Origin of the sequence: Caballeronia temeraria (assembly GCF_001544795.2) — a bacterium.
GTDB lineage: Bacteria > Pseudomonadota > Gammaproteobacteria > Burkholderiales > Burkholderiaceae > Caballeronia > Caballeronia temeraria.
Genome location: NZ_FCOI02000047.1, coordinates 1 through 16,395 on the forward strand (window position 1 = coordinate 1; position 16,395 = coordinate 16,395).

General features: G+C 61.7%; 16 protein-coding genes. 9 read left to right on the forward strand and 7 right to left on the reverse strand.

All coding sequences use genetic code 11. The annotated features are described in order from the left end of the window. The first annotated feature begins 1,452 nt into the window (after nt 1–1,452). Nucleotides 1,453–3,696: a TnsB C-terminal domain-containing protein gene (locus AWB76_RS35485; RefSeq protein ID WP_157696292.1), complete on the forward strand. Its 2,244-nt coding sequence runs from the start codon at nt 1,453–1,455 to the stop codon at nt 3,694–3,696. A 456-nt stretch (nt 3,697–4,152) separates the two neighbouring features. Here AWB76_RS35485 and chrA read toward each other — a convergent pair whose 3' ends face one another. Continuing rightward, nucleotides 4,153–5,349 carry a chromate efflux transporter gene (chrA, locus tag AWB76_RS35490; RefSeq protein ID WP_061164762.1) on the reverse strand — a complete coding sequence of 399 codons (1,197 nt, stop codon included), beginning with the start codon at nt 5,347–5,349 and terminating at the stop codon, nt 4,153–4,155. A gap of 305 nt (nt 5,350–5,654) precedes the next feature. Continuing rightward, on the reverse strand, nt 5,655–6,359 hold the full coding sequence (locus AWB76_RS35495) for a FadR/GntR family transcriptional regulator (RefSeq protein ID WP_061164763.1): 705 nt from the start codon (nt 6,357–6,359) through the stop codon (nt 5,655–5,657). A 360-nt stretch (nt 6,360–6,719) separates the two neighbouring features. Here AWB76_RS35495 and garL point away from each other — a divergent pair, with 360 nt between their 5' ends. From garL to gudD, 3 genes are all read left to right on the forward strand, one after another. Then, complete coding sequence (gene garL / locus AWB76_RS35500) at nt 6,720–7,505, forward strand: 2-dehydro-3-deoxyglucarate aldolase (RefSeq protein ID WP_061164764.1); 786 nt, start codon at nt 6,720–6,722, stop codon at nt 7,503–7,505. Next, nucleotides 7,502–8,449, forward strand: coding sequence for a 2-hydroxy-3-oxopropionate reductase (locus AWB76_RS35505; protein WP_074171476.1), 948 nt, complete (start codon nt 7,502–7,504; stop codon nt 8,447–8,449). The genes garL and AWB76_RS35505 overlap by 4 nt, the downstream gene beginning before the upstream one ends. 241 nt (nt 8,450–8,690) lie before the next feature. Next, complete coding sequence (gene gudD, locus AWB76_RS35510; protein ID WP_061164765.1) at nt 8,691–10,022, forward strand: glucarate dehydratase; 1,332 nt, start codon at nt 8,691–8,693, stop codon at nt 10,020–10,022. Nucleotides 10,023–10,030: 8 nt separating this feature from the next. Here the strand turns inward: gudD and AWB76_RS35515 are convergent, their stop codons facing one another. The 3 genes from AWB76_RS35515 to AWB76_RS35525 form a co-directional block, all read right to left on the reverse strand. Further along, a complete protein-coding gene (locus AWB76_RS35515) occupies nt 10,031–10,849 on the reverse strand; it encodes a DUF72 domain-containing protein (protein ID WP_061164766.1) in 819 nt (272 codons plus the stop codon). 6 nt (nt 10,850–10,855) lie between these two features. Continuing rightward, nucleotides 10,856–11,122, reverse strand: coding sequence for a cupin domain-containing protein (locus AWB76_RS35520; RefSeq protein ID WP_061164767.1), 267 nt, complete (start codon nt 11,120–11,122; stop codon nt 10,856–10,858). A gap of 91 nt (nt 11,123–11,213) precedes the next feature. Beyond that, entirely contained in the window at nt 11,214–11,516 is a 303-nt protein-coding gene (locus AWB76_RS35525) for a hypothetical protein (RefSeq protein ID WP_157696293.1), read from the reverse strand. A 419-nt stretch (nt 11,517–11,935) separates the two neighbouring features. Here AWB76_RS35525 and arsC point away from each other — a divergent pair, with 419 nt between their 5' ends. The 3 genes from arsC to AWB76_RS35545 all read left to right on the forward strand — a co-directional run bounded on the left by arsC (nt 11,936) and on the right by AWB76_RS35545 (nt 14,219). Then, a complete protein-coding gene (gene arsC, locus AWB76_RS35535; protein ID WP_061164770.1) occupies nt 11,936–12,358 on the forward strand; it encodes an arsenate reductase (glutaredoxin) in 423 nt (140 codons plus the stop codon). 126 nt (nt 12,359–12,484) lie between these two features. Continuing rightward, nucleotides 12,485–12,778: a hypothetical protein gene (locus tag AWB76_RS35540; RefSeq protein WP_061164799.1), complete on the forward strand. Its 294-nt coding sequence runs from the start codon at nt 12,485–12,487 to the stop codon at nt 12,776–12,778. Nucleotides 12,779–13,046: 268 nt separating this feature from the next. After that, nucleotides 13,047–14,219, forward strand: coding sequence for a GGDEF domain-containing protein (locus AWB76_RS35545; protein WP_061164771.1), 1,173 nt, complete (start codon nt 13,047–13,049; stop codon nt 14,217–14,219). Here AWB76_RS35545 and AWB76_RS35550 read toward each other — a convergent pair. Continuing rightward, on the reverse strand, nt 14,216–14,710 hold the full coding sequence (locus AWB76_RS35550) for an MgtC/SapB family protein (protein WP_061164800.1): 495 nt from the start codon (nt 14,708–14,710) through the stop codon (nt 14,216–14,218). The two genes, AWB76_RS35545 and AWB76_RS35550, sit on opposite strands and share 4 nt — an antisense overlap. A gap of 104 nt (nt 14,711–14,814) precedes the next feature. On the opposite strand from AWB76_RS35550, the gene AWB76_RS35555 reads away from it, so the two are divergent. Then, entirely contained in the window at nt 14,815–15,204 is a 390-nt protein-coding gene (locus AWB76_RS35555) for a RidA family protein (RefSeq protein WP_374729974.1), read from the forward strand. Between the two features lie 6 nt (nt 15,205–15,210). Here AWB76_RS35555 and AWB76_RS35560 read toward each other — a convergent pair whose 3' ends face one another. Beyond that, nucleotides 15,211–15,807, reverse strand: coding sequence for an alpha-ketoglutarate-dependent dioxygenase AlkB family protein (locus AWB76_RS35560; RefSeq protein ID WP_061164773.1), 597 nt, complete (start codon nt 15,805–15,807; stop codon nt 15,211–15,213). 192 nt (nt 15,808–15,999) lie between these two features. On the opposite strand from AWB76_RS35560, the gene AWB76_RS35565 reads away from it, so the two are divergent. Next, nucleotides 16,000–16,395 carry a response regulator gene (locus AWB76_RS35565; protein WP_061164774.1) on the forward strand — a complete coding sequence of 132 codons (396 nt, stop codon included), beginning with the start codon at nt 16,000–16,002 and terminating at the stop codon, nt 16,393–16,395.

Sequence of the window (16,395 nt, forward strand, 5' to 3'; positions counted from 1 at the left end):
CGCCTCAAGGGTTCGCTGCGCCGGGCTTACGCCCGCCCTCGACCCGCCAAACCACCCACTGAGAATTCAAAAGAGGCATTTTTCTCATGCGGTGTCGATGATGAGCATTTCGAGGATGCTCTTCCAGCTATTGGACCGGGCGACCCGAAGAGACACAGGGTACCAGAGTCAGACAGAATCGCGGAGCTTGTGGCTCATATCTATGAACGACACTCCCTCGCCACGCAAGCACGCCGGGAGACGCGAATTTCAAAAACAGCGTTGCTCGCCGGGGCGAAAGACGGCCGACATAAGAATGTTTCCCGGAGCCCGGAGGTTCTCGAAGCCTTAAAGGCCTGCTGTGACACATATCAAAGTTGGCGGACACGTATAACAACCATTCTCTGCGCGAAGGTCCGAAATTGTTCGCCAGCATCCCCTTACGCAGAGGAAGCAACGTATCTGAGCCTATCACGGAGACAGTTCCAATCCCGGCTATACATAGCTCGTCGCTGGCTGGAGGTCAACAATGGCAATTGGTGATGTCTCACATCTCCCTTTCTCGCGGGCCGAGGCGGAGCGAATTCGCATGAGCATAAGCCGCGGTGCAGATTGGTCGACCGCGGAGCTGGGGCGTACGGATGAGGGATATTTGAGGCAATTGACAGGGCGCCCTATCCTAAAGTGGCCGCCGGAACTCCCGCCGCATGACCCTCGTGGCGTGTCGAGTGCGCCGTCGTTCGAGTGCTGGAAAAAAGCTAGCGCGAGCAAAATCGGTATTGCAGGCTCGTACTTTAGCCACAAGGCAGGCGGTCGTACAGCGTGTCATTCTTTTCTCGAGGCAAAGCTTTTACGTTCGTTCGAGATGAATCCGTATGTGATTGAAATTCGCACCCAGTATCCATCTTGGGACAGGGACGCGTTTTTGGCGTACGCGCTTAGAGGCCGACGGATGCCTAAGAATAAGGTTTTGACCATAGACTTTATGCTTACATTGCATATACCCGGATACCCTTTTCGGCTATATCTCGGAGTCTCAGGGAAGCCGAGCGCGCTCTTACAAGAGCCGGCGGTTTTGGGTCGTCACGAGCGTGAGACTTCTCAGCTATGGACATGGGGTTGCGCGCACGAGGTGATGACTGAAAGGACGGTGACCGAGCGTGAACACGTCAACTGTCGAAGACTTCTTTCATACATGCTCCACACAGATGACATCGGGGCGCTGGTGCCGGCGGTCGTTGAATTTGCGCAGGCTATCTCCACCACAACAGCTAGCGGACCGCTGAAGAGGGTCATAGGGATGGTCGCAAAGCGGCTCGGGCACGACGAGAGAATGGGCTTCCGGCTCTTCGGCCTTGCTCATTTTCTAGGCTACCTTAGATGGAATCATCGATACGAATTGGACCCTCGCAAACCGTTGAGCCTAAGCGATTAGACTCGTTTTTGGTTCACCCCGTGAATTGGAGGTTGAACATGATAACCGCTGGGCCGTTCTTAACAATAACAGGAAACTGGGTTAAGACAGTCAAAGGTGGCGGCGAACGGCTCTATCGATATTTAGCCGAAGACGCGACCAACGTCTGGGTGATGGAGGTCGGAACCGTCAAACAAGATGCCGCAATCGTTCACAAACCCCTGAAGACCAAAGGCTATCGTAAGCAGTGGAGAAAGCAGGAGATTAGCGTGTGGCTGAAGGCGAATCGCCTTAGACATATCGAAGAGCGCTGCATCCCAAACGAGATTCTCGATGCTCGGCTGCCCCCCGGCATGAGCGACGAGTTGGACATGAAACGGAGTCTCGTCGATTTCGTAAAAGATGAGTTCGGAGACAGTTATGTATTGACCGAAAAGGGCTACAGGGAAGCCGTAAAGCTTGCATCAAGCACCTTCGACGTCGCTCCACAAACGGCGGCTGGTTGGCTCGAGTATGACTTGTTCTATGGCCATCATGTGAACTCGAATGTCCCGCATAATTGGAACAAGGGCGGCCGTGGGCTACCACGAAGGGCCCTAAGGAGCGCGGACGGCAAGCTTGTGCCGATTCTCGGAAGGCCAACTGATGCGGAGGTGATTGACCCTGACACGAAGCTAAAACGTCAGCGTTGTCCGCCTAGGCGCTATGCAAACTGGTGTGAGTTTGTAACGCGCGAGGCGTGGAACAGTGATGACAGAATAAAAGTTATCTTAGAGCGTTACAAGCTGCTCCAGGTCGGTTTTAATCGCGATGTGCAGGGTATTGTCAGAGCGTTCCCTGCTAATCGCAAACTACCAAGTGATAACTATCTTACGCAAATCGCACGGCCAATTCTCAGGCGAGTTAGAGAGGAGCGACGAATCGCTCGTTCGAATCAACCGGGCCATCGGCGGGTTCTATCCGGAGGCAGCGGGAATCAGTTGGCGTACGGTGACTTGAGCGTCTACGACATCGACGCAACTCCCGTTGATAATCACATCCTATACGGGCGAGAGGAGATTTATATAAACGGATGTGGGAAGCCGACGGCGCTACTTGCGGTCGACCGAGGAAGCGATGCCATTGTTGGCTGGTACCTAACCTTCGGGTTTGAAAACGGTGACTGTTATCGGCGCTGTGTTTTTTCCGCCTACACGCCGAAAGAACGTGAATTGGCGCGATGGGGCGTGCTTCATCTGTTGCCCGGGATGGTCTATGGAGCGGCCAGTCAAATCTTTATTGACCGTGGGCCGGGCATCTCGGAAAACATGCAAATGGCATTCGTCGAGCGCTTGCGGAATGACCTACTGATGGCTCGCCCAGGCGACCCTGCGGGGAAAGGGCACGGCGAGCAGGTCATGCTGATGATTCAAGCGGACCTGAGCCACGTCTTGGGGTCAACACACAAGACGGGAGACAAGGAAGTTGACCGACAAAAGCTGAAGGTTGCGAAGAAAGTGGCTGTAGAGCTCGAGGTCTATATGGTTGCTTTTCTCTCAGCTATTGCCAGGCGGAACCTCGAGTTGGATGCACGCCATCTTTTGACTTCCGATATGATTAAGGATGAATTGAAGCCCGTCCCGGTCGAGATATTCAATTACAACAAGGGGCTTCGTGATGGTGACTTCGATTGGGATTGGAGCGAGGAAAAGATATATCGCAACCTTTGCTGGATTCCCCCGTCGAAAGCACCGGACGGTTTCGTCTCATACGATGGTCGTCAGTATTCGTCGGCGATGCTTCGTGCACAGGCAAGAGTTTTTCAACAGGTGAACCCGGGCAAAACGCTGGTCGTGAAGCTTTTCGATGTCCCAAATGCTCCGTTGACGCTTCTCTGGGAGGACGCTGGTTGCAATCTTCAAGTCCTCGAGGCAGAGTCCAAAACCCAGGCGACGTATGAAGATACATTCAAGTGGCATCACGACTTCGTCTCAAAACTGAAAAATAAAAGATTGCGGGAGGCACGGGCTCGCAATGCATCCACAACCCGTCAGGCGACCAACTCTTCCGGCTCAGTTTCGGAGACCAAACAAATCAAACTCGATGCAGTCGAATCTCGAGGCGAAGCTGCGGGCGTAGCAACATCTTCCCGAAGTGCAAGGAAGGCGGCCAAAGAGCATCTGGACAGGCAAGACTCGAAGCATCTGTTCGCGGCACTTGGAGTGCCGCAAGGCGACGAAGGTGTTCAGACGGCAGTTAGCGGTTCCGCAAATGAGCATGACAGCGGCAATGATGGAGGGCAAGATTTCTTCACGGATTTCTAAGTCGTTGCATCGTCCATGCTCCACACATAAGCTGCCTCAGAGCTGTCCACCTAGTTAGCACTGGCCTGAGGGCGAATAGCGTGCTAGGGGTGCGCATGAAATTGTGTGCTCAGAAATCAAGTCGCTCGCGCGCGCCGGAGCCGATGGCCTGGATTCGAATTGCTTTTGAGTAAGGGAAACCGGATACCACACGGTTGGCGCAGAAATCCGGGCAGGGGTTCCGTTGCAAGGAAGCCCCTGTTTATAAAGGGTTTCCAAGACTTCTGTTGGTATTTGTGCGAATGCTACTTTTCGCACGACTCGCCAGGGTTTCCAGGCGTTCAAAATTGTGACTGAAGATGGGCCTCAACCAAAGCTGGCGGGCCCCAGCGACAAATCGTCTTGATGCCAGAAACCTTTTTATTTGAGAGCCACAAGAAGAAAAAGGTCCGCGCGTGTCGCGGACCTTTTTCATTTTCACGCGCCGAGCGCCCATCCTCCGAGCGCCGTCAACACCACGACGATGACCGGCGACACCCGGCCGACAGCCAGCAGCCCGAACGCGGTCAACGCCAGCGCGACATCCGAACGCGAATGCACGGCGCTCGTCCACACGGGGTCATAGAGCGCGGCGCCGAGAATGCCGACGACCGCCGCGTTCACGCCGCCCATCGCCCGTTGTATCGCGTCGCGCTGGCGCAGGGTCTCCCAGAACGGCAACGCGCCGAGCACGAGCAGGAACGCAGGCAGGAACATGGCGACGAGCATCGCCAGACCGCCGGTCCATCCGCCGAGCGGCGCGGGCATCACCGCGCCCAGGAACGCGGCAAAAGTGAAGAGCGGACCGGGCACGGCCTGCGTCGCGCCATATCCGGCGAGGAACACGTCGTTGGGCACCCAGCCATTCGGCACGATGCTCGCCTGCAACAACGGCAGCACGACATGCCCGCCGCCGAAAACCAGCGCGCCCGACCGATAAAACAACGACGCCATGTCGAGCCACGTCGCGCCGGTCCGGGCCGCGACGCCGGGCAGCAAGGCGAGCAGCAGGAAAAAAATCGCGAGCAAAAGCGCGCCTTGCGCGCGGCCTATGCCATAACGCCGATGCTGTTCCGACGGCAAGTGCCTCAGCGTCAGCATGCGCCAGCCGATGAGCCCGCCGATCGCGATAGCGCACATCTGCCCGGCCGCCGATGGCGCCACGAGCGCGATCAGCGCCGCGCCGATCGCGATGCCCGCCCGCAACCGGTCCGGGCAAAGCGACGTCTTCATGCCCCAGACCGCTTGCGCGACGATCGCGACCGCGGCGAGCTTGAGCCCATGCACGATGCCGGAATGGCTCGACTGCGGCCAATGCGCCAGCCCCAATGCAAACACGATGAGCGCGATCGCAGACGGCAACGTAAATCCGGCCCAGGCCGCAAACGCGCCGAACCAGCCAGCGCGTCCGAACCCGACGGCGATGCCGACCTGACTGCTCGCCGGCCCCGGGAGAAACTGACACAGCGCGACGAGATCGGTGAAGCTCGCGTCGTCGAGCCATTTCCGCCGTTCGACGAATTCAGCGCGAAAGTAGCCGATATGCGCAACCGGCCCGCCGAACGACGTCAGACCGAGTTTGAGGAACGTCGCGAACACTTCAAAGGGCGTTCCGCGCGCCGGGTTCGGGTTCATGCGAGGCCATCGTCCTGTGGACAAACGTGTTGGCACGTCACGGTGTTAACTGTTGGCGGTTTCTGAACAACTCGACGTTTACCGGCGCGACGCGAAAGTTGTCCCAGGTTCAATCCGAAACCGGACGCGCTATACCGGACTTGTCGTTGCGGTAAACCTCTGACGTAAAACGCGCATCGGCAGTTATCCACTGATTTGCGGCGAGCTTGTTAACTACTACCACGTATACATACGAACTCTTTTGTTTACTCAAGCAACGGGGCCGCCATGCTCAAAACCGCAGCGCCCATTCGTTCAGCAAGGACTCAGGCGGCAGCAGCGCCATGCGCGTGTCGCAACCGTTCGCGGCTATTGCTCAGGTGCATGCGCATCGCGGCGCGCGCGTCGTCGGGATCCTGACGCACGATCGCCTGATAGATCGCCTTGTGCTCGCTCAGCACGCTGCGCAGACGTTCGATCTGATCCAGTTCCGCGATCTCCGCTTTGCCCAATCGCGTGCGCGGACTGACGCCGCGTCCCATCTGACTGAGGACGTCGTAGAAATAACGATTGCCGCTCGCCCGCGCGATCTGCAAATGAAACTCGACGTCGTGTTGCAACACATCCGTGCTGCCGCTCGCCAGTTGCCCTTCGAAGCGCTCGAGCGCGGCGGCGATCTGCTTCAGATGCGCGTCGGTGCGACGGCCGGCGGCGAGCGCGGCGGCCGCGCCTTCCAGATCGATGCGAAATTCGATGATCGCCATGATGTCGAGCAGATTCGACAGATCCGCGTCCTTGAGACGCACCGACTCGCGCTCCTCCGACGCCCTCACGAAGGTGCCGACGCCGTGCCGCGTCTCCACGACGTTCGCCGCCTGCAAACGCGACATCGCCTCGCGCACGACGGAGCGGCTCACCGACAGCCGTTTCATCAGTTCGGCTTCGGTCGGGATCTTGTCGCCGGGGCGGAGGACGCCGCGTTCGATATCGTCGAACAAGGTTGCGACGACTTTATCGGTGAGACTGGCCATGTGATTGGTTGCTGACAGATTGTGTTTTTGGACGCGCGGCGTTTTTGCCTGTTGTCGGACGTCCCGGCTCGGCTTAGTCTAGACAGACGTCGATGGATGTCCGACAACGCATCTTCCTGCCGGCCAATCGATTCGTCAATTCGACATGCTTTCTTGTCCTCTCAGCGTTTAGAAATAAGACGTCGTATAAGTACGAGTTGATGAAACCACACCGAAGTGTCTGAAAATTAAGGAAACAAGGGTTTACGCTCCTGTCGCCAAGTCCTAGAATGACGGTACTCTGTGTTAAGACGTCTGATAACTAATCGTGCTCAGACTTGCCGCTTTCCATTCCGATCGCCGTCGTCACAGGGAGGCATCATGCCGTCTTCGTCACCGTATCAACCGCTGCCCAATACTTTCCGAACGTCGCTGCGCGAGCGCAAGCGGCTCATCGGCTGCTGGATGTCGCTGGCTAGCCCGATCGTCACCGAGCTTGTCGGCGTCGTCGGATTCGACTGGATGCTGCTCGACGCCGAGCACGCGCCAAACGACGCGCTCACGCTCATCCCGCAACTGATGGCGCTGAAAGACAGCCCGAGCGCGCCCGTCGTGCGGCCGCAGGCGAACGATCCCGTCGCGATCAAGAAGCTGCTCGACGGCGGCGTCGTCAATTTCCTGATTCCCTTCGTCGATAGCGCCGCCGACGCCGAGCGCGCCGTCGCCGCAACGCGTTATCCTCCTCAGGGCATCCGCGGCGTGTCGGTCGGGCATCGCGGCAATCGCTACGGCACGGTTCCCAACTACTTCCAGGTCGCGAACGACAACATCAGCGTCTCGGTGCAGATCGAGAGCCGCGCGGCGGTCGAAGCCATCGACGAGATCATCGCGGTCGAAGGCGTCGATGCGCTGTTCGTCGGCCCGTCGGATCTCGCGGCGTCGTACGGTCATCTCGGCAATGCGAACCATCCGGACGTGCAGGCGGTCATCGCCCATGTCTTCGAACGCGCGCACGCGGCCGGCAAGCCGAGCGGCATTCTCGCGCCCGTGCAGGAAGAGGCCGAGCGCTATCTGGCGATGGGCAGCACGCTCGTCGCCGTGTGCGCCGATCTGGGCATGCTCAGAAACGCGGCACAGGGCGTGAAGAAACACTTCATCCCGGAATGAGCGTCGCGCTCAACGCACCGGCATCGAAAATCGACATCAAGGAGCGATACATGCAAAAGGCAGGCTTCATCGGACTGGGCATCATGGGCAATCCCATGGCGGCCAATCTTCTCAAGGGCGGCGTCCAGCTCGCGGCATTCACGCGCAGCGGCGTGTCCGCCGACCTGACGGGCGCGGGCGCCACGGCCTGCGAATCGCCCGCGGCCGTCGCCGCGCAGGCCGACATCATCTTCATCATGGTGCCGGACACGCCGGACGTCGAACGCGTGCTGTTCGGCGAGAACGGCGTCGCGAGCAAGCTGAAGAGCGGTCAGATCGTCGTCGACATGAGCTCGATTTCGCCGATCGCCACGCGCGAGTTCGCGGCGAAAGTGCGCGAAAAGGGCGCGGATTATCTCGATGCGCCCGTTTCCGGCGGCGAAGTCGGCGCGAAGGCCGCGTCGCTCACGATCATGGTCGGCGGCGCGCAAGCCACGTTCGACAAGGTCAAGCCGCTCTTCGACATGATGGGCAAGAACATCTCGCTGATCGGCGAAGTCGGCGCGGGGCAGGTCTGCAAGGTCGCGAATCAGGTGATCGTCGCGGCGACCATCGAGGCGGTCGGCGAGGCGCTGCTGCTCGCGTCGAAGGCCGGCGTCGATGCCGAAAAGGTCCGCACCGCGCTGATGGGCGGCTTCGCGTCGTCGCGCATTCTCGAAGTGCACGGCGAGCGCATGACGAAGCGCACGTTCAATCCGGGTTTCCGCATCGAGCTGCATCAGAAGGATTTGAATCTGGCGCTCGCGACCGCGCAAGCGCTCGGCGTCGCGTTGCCGAATACGTCGACGTGCATGCAGTTGTTCAATGCGTGCGCCGCGAATGGCGGCAAGGCGTGGGATCACTCGGGCATGGTTCGCGCGCTCGAAATCATGGCGAATCACGAGATCGGGCAGAAAGCGAAGTAAGCATCAACGAAGTGACGATCACGAAGCCGGCGCCAGCCGGCTTTGTTGTTTTCGGCCGCCCAGCGGAGTTGTCTGACGTCTTGTGGGGATCGCAACTGTACGGAGCGAGACGTGCTGAAATGCCAGAAAGTCCTTACGAGACAAGATATTGACGACGCAAGGGTAAACGCGAGATTGGCTGGACGAGCACGTCGCCATACAATGTCATCAGACAACGTATCACCCTCACAGGATCACGCCGATGTCCACGAACACTCCGAAAGTCACCGAATTGCGCGTTGTGCCGGTCGCCGGCCGCGACAGCATGCTCATGAATCTGTCCGGCGCGCATGGCCCGTTCTTCACGCGCAACATCGTGATCCTGAAGGACAGCGCGGGAAATACGGGCGTCGGCGAAGTGCCGGGCGGCGAGAACATCCGCAAGACGATCGACGATGCGCGCGCGTTCGTCGTCGGGCAATCGATCGGCAATCTGCATTCGGTGCTGAATCAGGTCCGCACGAAGTTCGCCGATCGCGACGCGGGCGGCCGCGGCCTGCAGACCTTCGACCTGCGCACGACGATTCACGCCGTCACCGCGCTCGAAGCCGCGCTGCTCGATCTGCTCGGCAAGCATCTCGGCGTGCCGGTCGCGGCGTTGCTCGGCGAAGGCCAGCAGCGCGATGAAGTCGAAATGCTCGGCTATCTGTTCTATATCGGCGATCGCAACAAGACGGATCTGCCGTATGCATCCGGCGCAGACGGCCAGGACGACTGGGACCGCGTGCGCACCGAAGTCGCGCTGACGCCCGAAGCGGTCGTGCGCCTCGCGGAAGCGGCGCAAGCGCGTTACGGCTTCAACGATTTCAAGCTGAAGGGCGGCGTGCTCGCGGGCGACGCGGAAATCGAAGCCGTCACCGCGCTCGCCGAGCGTTTCCCGCAGGCGCGCGTGACGCTCGATCCGAATGGCGCGTGGTCATTGGCCGAAGCGATCCGCCTGTGCCGCGACAAACACGACGTGCTCGCGTACGCGGAAGATCCGTGCGGCGCGGAGAACGGCTACTCGGGCCGCGAAGTGATGGCGGAGTTCCGCCGCGCGACCGGTCTGCCGACGGCCACCAACATGATCGCGACCGACTGGCGCCAGATGGGTCACGCGATCCAGTTGCAATCCGTGGACATCCCGCTCGCCGATCCGCATTTCTGGACGATGCAAGGCTCGGTGCGCGTCGCGCAGATGTGTAACGACTGGGGCCTCACGTGGGGCTCGCATTCGAACAATCACTTCGATGTATCGCTCGCGATGTTCACGCATGTCGCCGCTGCCGCGCCGGGCAAGATCACGGCCATCGACACGCACTGGATCTGGCAGGACGGCCAGCGTCTGACGCGCGATCCGTTGCAGATCGTCGGCGGCAAGGTGAAGGTGCCGGAAGTGCCGGGTCTGGGCGTCGAGCTGGATATGGACGAAGTCGAAAAGGCGCACGCGCTGTATCAGCAGCACGGCCTCGGCGCGCGCGATGACGGCGTCGCGATGCAGTATCTGATTCCGAACTGGAAGTTCGACAACAAGAAGCCGTGCCTCGTGCGCTGAACGCGCGCCTAACCCTTCAAGCGTTCGATGAGCGCGATTCCCGCCGCGGGATTGCGCTCCTTGAATCCGCTGATGACGTATAGAAACACGTCGCGCGATGCGGCTTTCGGCGCCGCAGCCTTGCCGAAGGTCTGCAAGTCGTCGGGCGAGCCGCCCGCCGCCCACGTCTTTGCGCGCTCGGTCCAGCGATCGAGCGCCGCATTCGCATAGCCCTTCGCCTGCTTGTCCGTCGTGCCCATGATGCGCGCATAGACGAACGGCGCGGTCACATCCGCGATCTGCGGATACTTCGAATCTCCCGCAATCACCACCGCGACGCGATACTTTCGCGCAAGCGCAACGAACGCCGCATCGCAAAAGCTCTCGTGCCGCACTTCGATCGCGTGGCGAATCGCGCGGCCTTCCACTTTCGCGGGCAGCAGTTCGAGAAAGCGCTCGAAGTCGTCGGGATCGAACTTCTTGGTCGCCGCGAATTGCCAGTTGATCGGACCGAGCTTGTCCTTCAGTTCGAGCACGCCGCTGCCGAAGAATCGTTCGATCGTTTCGCCCGCTTCGGCGAGCACCCGGCGATTCGTCGCGTAGCGCGGGGCCTTCAGCGAGAACACGAAATCATCCGGTGTTTCGTCGCGCCATTTGATGAACGTCGCCGGCTTCTGCGAGCCGTAGAACGTGCCGTTCACTTCGATGGACGTCAGCGCGCGGCTCGCATATTCGAGTTCGCGCTTCTGGGCGAGACCTTCGGGATAAAACGTGCCGCGCCACGGCTCGAACGTCCATCCGCCGATGCCGACGCGAATGCGCGCGGTCTTGCTTTTCGAGGCGGCCATCGACGCTTACTTCCGGCCGACGAGATAGCTCACGCCTTGCGGACCATACTGCTCCGCGTGATCGATGTGGGTCGCGAGATGGAAGATATCGCCGGTGCGATAGGTGCTGGCGTCATCGCCGATGCGGATCGTGACGTCGCCTTCGAGAATCAGCGCTTTGGCTTCGAACGGATGCGCGTGGATATCGAGCGAACCGTTCGGCTCGCGCGTCACGGTGACCACTTCGTCGAAACCTTCGCTGGAGAGAAGAGCGAGAAATTCGTCTCGGTGCATGCTGGCCGTTCCTTGGAGAAGGGAAGGCGCGTCCGCTCTTGTCGAGCGGGCGCGCCGGGTCATGCACCTATGCTAACGCAGTTGAACCGCCTCAGTTGCCGAAGAAGATGTTGCATTGCGGCCCGCGCGTGCAAGGCTTGGAGGCCGGGCTGTCCATCGTGCCCATCGTGGTTGCGCCGGCCGCGCCGGTCGTCATCGGCGAGCCGCCGTAGGACATGTCCGTCGACTGGCTCTGCATGGCGCTTTGAGCGGGCGCGCCGGGATCGGTCCAGGTGTCGGCGGTGGCCTGACCCGGAACCTGCGCGGTGCGATAGTAAGTCTGCTGGGCCGATGCGATGCCCGCAGTGGCGAGTAACGAGGCGGCGAGCGCCGCCATGGCGATACGTGATTTCATGTCGACTCCTTGATCGGAAGGCGCGCTCGCGAGGACACCGCGTAACGCTGTTCGCTGATTCGGATCGTTGATCCGCACGTAACGTGCCACGGTGCTGCGTGTGCCATGCGTGGCGCGCTGGCGAACGGATGATCGGCGCCGGTTTCCGGCGAAGCTGCAGCGGCGGATGAGCCGGACTTGTTCGTATGCGATGCAGACGGAGCGCCGGTGCGCTTGCCGGCGAAGGGACCCGCGGGTCCGCAGAAGGCACATGCCGCGCTGCTCCCTTCGTTATAGGCCGCCGGTGCACGAATGAACAGGACAATCGAACGCGCGCGCCGCTTCCGGTCGCGCGTGTGACGTGCGGCTGTCGATCGCGTCATCGCGGCATCGGTTCTAGAATGCGAAGGCTCACTCACGAACGCAGGGACATCGCCGACATGACCGTCACCATCTATCACAACCCGAAGTGCGGAACCTCGCGCAACACGCTCGCGCTGATTCGCAACGCGGGCATCGAGCCGGCCGTGATCGAGTATCTGACGCATCCGCCGGCGCGCGAGACGCTCGTCGCGCTGATCGCGCGCGCGGGTATGTCGGTGCGCGAGGCGCTGCGTGAAAAAGGCACGCCTTATGCCGAGCTCGGCCTCGACGATCCGGGCCTCACCGACGATCACCTCATCGACGCCATGCTCGCGCATCCGATTCTGATCAACCGTCCGTTCGTCGATACGCCGAAGGGCGCGCGCCTCTGCCGGCCATCGGAGCTCGTGCTCGATATCCTGCCCGAAGCGCAGAAAGGGCCGTTCACGAAGGAAGACGGCGAAGTCGTCATCGATGCGTCCGGCAAGCGTGTGCGCTGACGCACCTTGGTTTTCGCTGACCGTTACCTGACGTTACCTTTCTGGCAAGCCCGTTGCACCTGTATCCGGCATCGCTTTTTAGACTGCACCTGACTCACAGAGCACTCGGTGCAAGGAGAAAGCGACATGAAGAAGAAACTTCTTGGTACGGCAATCGGATTGGCGGGGCTTGCAGCACTGGCGATGTCGGCATCGGCGAATGCGCATGTCGATGTCGCGGTGGGCGTCGGCGTGCCGGTGTACGCGCAACCCGCGGTGCCGGTGTACGCGCAGCCCGCGGTGCCGGTCGGCTATTACGGTTACGGCGATCGCGACGAGCGTTGGCGCGAGCGCGAATGGCGCCGCCACGAATGGCGCGAGCGCCGCTGGCATCACGAGATGCGCCGCGAGGAACGCTGGCGCGAGCGTCACGACTGGTAAATCGCGCTGAGCGCACAATCGAACGCGGCGGGCCGGCAGGGCTGCGCCGCGTTTTTGCGTGCTTTGTGCGACATCGTGCCGCATGGACGGCCGGTTCAAGGCGCGTGCTTTTATGCCGTAAACACGTCGGTGATGTCGGATACTCGTGCTCGCTCGCCGCGAGTCCCTTTCAGCGCATCATCTTGCCGTTGCGCGCGCGATTCCGCCGTGCCGGATATCCGGCGTCGACTTCCTCAAAGCACGAGCGATATCCCGTCCACTTTCAGCGATGTTCAGTCCCGTCAGCATTCTCGTCGTTACCGCGCTATCGAGCATCCTCTCGATACTGGTGCTGATTTCGCTGCTCTCGCACGCGATTGCCGGCGTGCCGCGCTGGCTTTGGGCGAACGTGCTCGCCATCGTTTCGCTGGTGCTTTTCGCCGTGCAGGGCGTCGCGCCCGCGTGGCTCGGCATCGTCGCGGCGAATCAGTTGCTGGCCGCCACGGTCCTGCTCATCTACGAAGGCTGCAACGATTTCTTCGATGTGCGCATGCGCCCCGTTCAGCGCCTGACGGGCTGGACGATGTGGCTCGTCGTGATGACGGGCATCGTGTATTACACGTACGTGACGCCCGATGTGAACGTGCGCGTGGTGATCGTGTCGGTGTTTCATGCCGCCTGCGATCTCGCGATCGCCGGGCGCGTGCTGATCGAGCGTCCGAAGGAACGGCCGCGCTACAACTATCTGTTCGTCGCCGGCGCGGCGGCGCTCGGCGCGCTCGGCCACACGGTGCGCGGCGCGATCTACGTCGTGAAGCCGCCCGCGCAGGCCTCGCTGCTCGAGCCCGGCGCGATGCAAATCACGTTTCTCGCTCTCGGCATTCTGGTGCTGCCGTCGCTGTGCATCGGTCTCGTGATGATGGCGCACGACCGGCTCGCGCAGCGGCTCGAACGGCTCGCGCGCTTCGACGATCTCACCGGCGCGCTTTCGCGCAAGGCACTGCTGGCGGCGGCGGCCGGGCGTCTTGCGCGGGCGTCGCGTGAAGGCGCGCGTGAGTATGTCGCGGTCGTCGACATCGACCATTTCAAGAGCGTGAACGACCGGTACGGTCATGCGGCAGGCGACGAAGTCCTGCGCCATTTCGCGGCGATCGTGCGTGCGCGCATTCGTGAGGGCGACGCGTTCGGGCGCATCGGCGGCGAGGAGTTTTGTCTGTTCTGCACGGCGGCGCGCATGGAGGAGGTCACCGCGCTCGTCGAGCGGCTGCGCAAGACCGTCGAAGCGACGCCGTGCGCCGTGCCCGGCGGCGTGCTGCACTATACGTTCAGCGCAGGCGTTGCGGCATGGGACGGGCGCGAGCCGCTCGCGTCGCTGATGGCGCGCGCCGATGGCCTGCTCTACGCCGCGAAGGTCGCGGGCCGCAACCGCGTGAAGGCGCCCGCCGCCGGCGCGTTTGCCTAAGTCTCTTCCACGTCGGCGTATTTCTGGCGCTCGTGTTCCGGCTTGTCCATCCAGCGCCGCAGCAGACGCTTTTCGATGGCGCGCCCGATCGTGAGCAGCGCGATCATCAGGATCATCGCGATGAACGCGACGCTCCAGGCGCCCAGACCGCAGACGATGCCGACCGCCGCCGTCACCCAGATCGACGCCGCCGTGGTCAGCCCGCGCACGCGATTCTCGCGCGGATTCTGCAGGATCACGCCCGCGCCGAGAAAGCCGACGCCCGTCACGATGCCCTGCACGGCGCGCGACACGCCGGCGTCGTTCGTGAGCGTCATCGAGAAGCCTTGCGCGCACATCGTCGCGATGCATGCGCCGAGCGACACCAGCCCGAGCGTCTTCATGCCGGTCGGTTTGCCGTGCAGATCGCGGTCGATGCCGATGACGCAGCCGATCATCATGGCGGCCAGCATGCGCCACACGACGTCGACGAGAACGGGATAGGGAAGCATCGCGTCATCTTCGCATGGCACGCCGGAGCGCGCGTAATTTTGGTGCGCTAAGGTGCCGGGTCCGACGCAGGACAAACGCAAAACGAGGAGACGAAGTGAGTCAGATGCCTAAATTCACGATGGTCGATGCCGCGCCGACGCCCGTCGGCCCGTTCTCGCATGCGGCCGAAGCCGATGGCTGGGTGTTTCTCACCGGCCAGATGCCGACCGATCCGGACGACGACACCGCGCCGCTGCCCGAAGGCGTCGCCGCCCAGACGCGCCGCGTGATGGACAACCTGATTCTCGTGCTGAACGGCGTCGGCCTGACGCTCGACAACGTGGTCAGCGTGCGCATCTTCCTGACCGAATTCAAACGCGATTACGACACGATGAACGCGGTGTATCGATCGTACTTTCTGCCGAAGCCGCTTCCGGCGCGCACGTGCATCGGCGTGACCGGGCTTGCGCGCGATGCGCTCGTGGAGATCGATTTCGTCGCGAAGCGTCCCTGAACGCGATCATTTGCGTTTCGACGCATCGACCCATCGAAAGGTGAGATTGATGCGCTCGCCGCGCGCGCCCGGCTCCTTCGGCACGCGATGTACCCATTCGAGCTGCGTGCGCCCGCGCATCACGAGCAGGCTGCCGTGCGTCAGCGCGAGCGTGTGCGTGGCGTGCGTGCGCGCGTGACGGAATTCGAACGTGCGTGTCGCGCCGAGACTCACCGACGCGATCACCGGCTCCGGTCCCAGCTCGCGTTCCTTGTCGGCATGCCAGCCCATGCTGTCGAGCCCGTTGCGATAGCGGTTCAGCAGCACGCTGTTGAAGCGCGTGTGGCAGACGGCTTCGGCGCGTTCGCGCAGTTGCGCGACGGCGGGCGTCCACGGCTGCGGCACGTTGCGGATGCCCGAGTAGACATAGACCGCATCCGGCTCGCCTTGCCATGCGGTCAGGCGCGGCAGCGGCACGCGGCCGCCGGGCGTGGTCATCGTGTCCTGCTGCCAGCCGACTTCCGCGATCAGCGCGCCCATCAGGTCGGAGCCTTCGTCGGCGTCGATCCAGTCCGGATGCCACGCGATATCGGGCTTAGGAATGTCGTCGAAGAGATCGAACATGGCAGTGCTGCGGCAACGGCGGCGGAAGAAGCATTCACGATAGCAGAGCCGCCGCGCGCCGTGCTTGCGGCGTCATTTCCTTGAGCGCCAACCCGCTGTGCTACATTCCCCGAGTCATCTCAATAAAGTCGTGCAAGGGCCGGAACATCCGCTTCGTCCTTTTCTGCGCGACGACGTTTCACGGGGAATTGCATGAATACCACCGCCGAAGCAAGCGGCGGCGCGGCGCAGGGCCGCCGCATCCTGCTCGTCGACGACAGCGTCGATGCAGCGCTTGCGATGTCGATGCTGCTCGAAGCGCTCGGCCACGAAGTGCGCACCGAGCACGATGGCCCGCGCGCGCTGGCATCGATCGATGATTTCAAACCGGAAGTGGTCGTGCTCGATATCGGATTGCCGGGCATGAGCGGCTTCGACGTCGCGCGCGAAATGAGAAAGCGCGACGCGACCCGTAGCGCGCTGCTGCTCGCGCTGACCGGCTGGGGCAGCGACGCCGATCGCCAGAGCGCGTACGACGCGGGCTTCGATCATCATCTGACGAAGCCCGTCACCGTCGAAGATCTCGAAGCGCTGCTCGCGAAATCCTGA

Coding starts and splice junctions, on each gene's coding strand:
- AWB76_RS35485 (WP_157696292.1), top strand. CDS start 1,453: ATGATAACCGCTGGGCCGTTCTTAACAATAACAGGAAACTGGGTTAAG.
- chrA (WP_061164762.1), bottom strand. CDS start 5,349: ATGAACCCGAACCCGGCGCGCGGAACGCCCTTTGAAGTGTTCGCGACG.
- AWB76_RS35495 (WP_061164763.1), bottom strand. CDS start 6,359: ATGGCCAGTCTCACCGATAAAGTCGTCGCAACCTTGTTCGACGATATC.
- garL (WP_061164764.1), top strand. CDS start 6,720: ATGCCGTCTTCGTCACCGTATCAACCGCTGCCCAATACTTTCCGAACG.
- AWB76_RS35505 (WP_074171476.1), top strand. CDS start 7,502: ATGAGCGTCGCGCTCAACGCACCGGCATCGAAAATCGACATCAAGGAG.
- gudD (WP_061164765.1), top strand. CDS start 8,691: ATGTCCACGAACACTCCGAAAGTCACCGAATTGCGCGTTGTGCCGGTC.
- AWB76_RS35515 (WP_061164766.1), bottom strand. CDS start 10,849: ATGGCCGCCTCGAAAAGCAAGACCGCGCGCATTCGCGTCGGCATCGGC.
- AWB76_RS35520 (WP_061164767.1), bottom strand. CDS start 11,122: ATGCACCGAGACGAATTTCTCGCTCTTCTCTCCAGCGAAGGTTTCGAC.
- AWB76_RS35525 (WP_157696293.1), bottom strand. CDS start 11,516: ATGAAATCACGTATCGCCATGGCGGCGCTCGCCGCCTCGTTACTCGCC.
- arsC (WP_061164770.1), top strand. CDS start 11,936: ATGACCGTCACCATCTATCACAACCCGAAGTGCGGAACCTCGCGCAAC.
- AWB76_RS35540 (WP_061164799.1), top strand. CDS start 12,485: ATGAAGAAGAAACTTCTTGGTACGGCAATCGGATTGGCGGGGCTTGCA.
- AWB76_RS35545 (WP_061164771.1), top strand. CDS start 13,047: ATGTTCAGTCCCGTCAGCATTCTCGTCGTTACCGCGCTATCGAGCATC.
- AWB76_RS35550 (WP_061164800.1), bottom strand. CDS start 14,710: ATGCTTCCCTATCCCGTTCTCGTCGACGTCGTGTGGCGCATGCTGGCC.
- AWB76_RS35555 (WP_374729974.1), top strand. CDS start 14,815: ATGCCTAAATTCACGATGGTCGATGCCGCGCCGACGCCCGTCGGCCCG.
- AWB76_RS35560 (WP_061164773.1), bottom strand. CDS start 15,807: ATGTTCGATCTCTTCGACGACATTCCTAAGCCCGATATCGCGTGGCAT.
- AWB76_RS35565 (WP_061164774.1), top strand. CDS start 16,000: ATGAATACCACCGCCGAAGCAAGCGGCGGCGCGGCGCAGGGCCGCCGC.